This is a genomic window from Deinococcus marmoris DSM 12784 (genome assembly GCF_000701405.1).
Classification (GTDB): domain Bacteria; phylum Deinococcota; class Deinococci; order Deinococcales; family Deinococcaceae; genus Deinococcus; species Deinococcus marmoris.
Genome location: NZ_JNIV01000175.1, coordinates 1 through 3,886, shown reverse-complemented (window position 1 = coordinate 3,886; position 3,886 = coordinate 1). Strand labels below are relative to the sequence as shown.

Annotated in this window: 3 protein-coding genes; 2 read left to right on the top strand and 1 reads right to left on the bottom strand. The window is 58.1% G+C overall.

Going from position 1 to position 3,886, the window contains the following annotated elements; translation table 11 throughout:
- On the bottom strand, positions 1-529 hold a 529-nt coding region (locus tag Q319_RS28475), incomplete at its 3' end, for a hypothetical protein (RefSeq protein ID WP_211252415.1).
- A 19-nt stretch (positions 530-548) separates the two neighbouring features.
- Between Q319_RS28475 and Q319_RS0122510 the strand changes: the two genes are divergently transcribed.
- Positions 549-2,990, top strand: coding sequence for a VirB4 family type IV secretion system protein (locus tag Q319_RS0122510; RefSeq protein WP_029484644.1), 2,442 nt, complete (start codon positions 549-551; stop codon positions 2,988-2,990).
- Positions 2,991-3,004: 14 nt separating this feature from the next.
- Positions 3,005-3,811, top strand: a complete 807-nt coding sequence (locus Q319_RS0122505; RefSeq protein WP_029484643.1) for a hypothetical protein — start codon at positions 3,005-3,007, stop codon at positions 3,809-3,811.
- Positions 3,812-3,886: the final 75 nt, after the last annotated feature.

The window sequence follows — 3,886 nt, the reverse complement described above, 5'->3', positions numbered from 1 at the left end:
CACTTCGCAAGCAGGGCATGAATGTTTGGCAGGGCCTCGTGAGTGTCTTTCGCGGTGACATCCTCATGCCGAACTTCTCGCGCTGAGTAGTTACCTTGATCTTTCTGATCTTGTGGCGCTTGGCCTCGCTTTCTATTTGTCCGGTCAAATTGCCAATAAGGTAATTCCCAATCCAACACTGCGCCTGCTGTTCATTCTTCTCTGCACGGTTGCGGCGTGGTTTATCAATTTTGCAATTAAGAAACGGCTCTATCCGTATCCGAAGTTCGTGGAGTTCTTCTTGAACTGGTGGCTCAATGGCGTTGACTACTACGTTCCAGACGTTGATACAAACACCGTCCCTCTGATCGTCACCCGTGAAATGACCATCGGCCACTCTTTTAACCGGATTGAAAAGCAGGTGGCACACGAAGTGGCCAGCAGACGCAGGCTTGAGAGGAGAACCCGCCGTGTTCGGAAAACGAAAACAGAAGAATAGTGTCAGTGACGGCAAATCCTCTTTCGGGAGGGTTTTGCCGTACTGGGACATTTACAAAGACATACTAGTTTTGACCGATGGGCGGCTGATGTACGGCTTTTATTTTGAACCGCCCACGCACATCCACTTCACGCCTGACAATTTGAAACGCCGGAGCGCCCGCCTTAAAGCGGTGTTTGACCTTGCCATTCCCGATGGCGAGACCATGACCACCTACACCAGTCTGCGCGGCGCGCATGAAGAGGATGTAGCAGATACGCGCAGATACGCCGATGCTTGCCCAGACCCAGTGATTCGGGAGCTGACCCACGCCCGCGCCGCGCTGCTGGAAAGCAAGATCAGCAGAGGGGAGGTCTCCGACTGGCGCTTTTTCGCCACGGTGACGGTCACGCCTTTGCGAGAGGACCGCTTCACGTCAGACACCGCCCCCAGTGCCGGAGAGATTGAAGACGCCGTGAAAAATGCGCTCTCCCTCCAGGCCGGGACGGTGGCCCAGATGAACGCCAGCGGCTTCCGGGCCACGGCGATGACGCAGCAAGACGTGTTTGACGAATGCTTTCTGTACCTCAATCCTGGGTGGCCCACCGCGCCCGACTTCATTCCCCAGGAGGAGCGCTCGATCAGCAGCAGTCGCCGGGGGATACCGGACCAGCAGACCCTGATGCGCCAGCTCACGGCCAGCACGGGGAGCAATCTGGAAGCCGGGTACTACGCGGCTGGGGACCGCTATGTGGACGTGCTGAGCGTCAGCCGACTGCCGGAGTACACCGAGACGGGCTACCTGCGGAGCATCACCGAGGACCTGCACGGCACCTACTACGTGGTGGTGCAGGCCCAGCGCGAAAGTGATTACGACGTGTCCAACGAGCTGGAGAAGAAAAAGAACGATCTGTGGACGCGGGTGCGCTCTCCTGGCGTGATTCCCAACGGCAAGGCCGTCAACCTGCTGGAACAGATCGAGATGGCCCAGCGGCTTGAAGGTCTGGAGTCCCGCTTCAAAGTGGCGGTGTCGGTGGTTCTCATTGCGGCGACAAAGGATGAGCTGGACACCATGAAGCGCAAGGCCAGAGGGAATATGTCACGCCTGCACGCGGGTCTGCCGATCACCTACGGCTTCCAGGCCGAGGCGCAGTATTTCTCTCTTGCCCCGTTTGCCGGGGGCTTCAGCGGCTTCCAGTTTTCCCCGTACACCAGCAACGTGGTAGACATTTTCCCCCCGGTCAGCCCGTGGAAGGGCTTTGATGAGGGCGCGATCACCTATCAGAACCGCGACAAGTCCCTGATCCGGTTTGACCTGTTCACCAAAAGCACCATCACGGCGCATTTCTGTGTGTTCGCCCCCACCGGGAGCGGCAAGACCGTGCTGGTGCAGTCGCTCTACAACGCCGAACTCGCCAAGTACCCGGATGCCGTATTGCTTGTCACCGACGCCAAGGAAGATTTCGAGGCTTTCTTCAAGTCCATTCAGGACGCGCAGATCATCAAGTTTGGGTATGACTCCGAGACCCGCCTGAACGTTTTTGACCTCGAAGCGGGGGCCACCATCCCAGACGGCGACAAGCTGGCCTCCCTGATGTCCTTTGTGCGGATCTTCGTCGAACCGCCCGTGAATGATCTGAGGGAAAAGGGCTACGAGGATGTGGCGATCATGGAAGGGATTATGGCGATCTACGTTCAGTTCGCCCAGGAGGACCGCGCACCCCAGATGAAAGACCTGTACCGGATGCTGACCATTATCGAGAACTACACCGACGATGGCCGCCGCATGGAACCCCAGGTGATAGAGGCCGCCCGCAGCGCCGCCGTGCGCCTGAGAAAAGCCCTCGGCTCCAGCCCGGTTGCGCCCTTTGTGGACTGTCAGAGCAATGTCACCCTCAAGGCCCGCCGACTGTACTTCTCCATCTACGGCATTCCAGAGGACGACGAACTGATGAAGCGGGTTGCTAACCACATCATCAAAAACACCATCTGGTCTGTCGCCAAGAAGTACGAGCGCGGCATCAAGAAATTTGTCTTCATGGACGAGTTTGAGAACCAGGTGCAGACCGATGACGAGTTGGACGCCGTGAAACGGATGCTCCGGGTGTTCCGTTCCTTCGGGGTGTCCTTCGGTATGGGTACGCAGTCCGCGACGGCCTCAGCGCACTTTGGCGACTTGCGAGACAGCTTCTCGCATCTGTTCATTGGGCGCTACAGCAAGGATGTGGCAAAGGACGTGGTGCGGGTCCTGAGCCTGCCCGAAGTCATGGAAGAAATCTTGCCCAGCCTGAACAACGTCGTGGGCCAGTACAGCGAGTTCGCCCTCCTCGTGCAGGCCAGTGGAGAAGCGGGCGGGGCCGGAACGCGGGTGGGCGACGTGATTCAGGTACAGGAAAGCAAGCTGGCGCTGTGGATGTTCAACAGCGGCAACGACGAGGTTGCGGAGAAGGTGCCGTACATCGAGCGTGCAGGTGGCGACGTTTTGAAGGGCGTTAAACATCTCGTGTTGGACAAGTTTGGAGGCTACCTATGAGACATGGAGCGATCTTGACCGCAGTGACCGTGGGACTGCTGGGCAGCACGGCCAGCGCCGCCAACGGCTGGGACAACCTGGGCGGCGTCTTGCAGCAGGCGTGTGGGGCGGCCAATGGCAATGTCCAGGGCGTCGGAGCCATTGACACCGGGAAATTTGGCGAAAAGATGCAGTGGTTGTGTCAGTTGCAGAGCATCCACGGCTTTATCAACAGCAAACTTCTCAACGGCGACTGGGAAGGCTTCGCTAAAGATGTGGCTGGAAAGTATATGGGTCAGCTCGCCAACTACGCGGGTGAGAACATGGGCAATCTCGGTGGCCTGAACGACGTGCTGAAAAAGCTGAACGAGGGGATGGAAACCAACTACGGCGAATTCAAGCAAGCCCTCTACGGTTCGGCCCTCAAGAGCATTGGCCCCGGTCAATCCCTGAACGCGAACTACGCTGATGGCAGTGTCGGTTCGGTTGCAGACCAGGCCATTGCCAATAACCCCTCTCTGGCCCTGGCAAACGGCGTGGCGCGGGTCAGTGACGCCATGAACGCGGCCAGAGGCGTTCAGAACGCTTACAAGGCGCAGAAGATCCAGAAGCAGACCACAGACGCTCTGGAGGCCAACACCGCCCAGGCCATGAACACCGCAACGAACGTCATCGGCACGCCAACCAAAAAAGGTCTGGTGGACAAGTACACCGAAGATGTCGCATCAGCCATTAGTTCCCGTGAGGTCAGTGAGGTACTGGTGCAGATCACGGGTGAGGCCATGAAGCAGGAAGCAACCATGTCCGTTGCCTTGCTCAATCAGGCGAGTTCAAGTTGCTAGCGCACCACTCTGATGGGCCGAGTGTACCTCTTGGGGCGTGCGATACCCCAACACTTTTCGGGGTCTGTTGTTCAG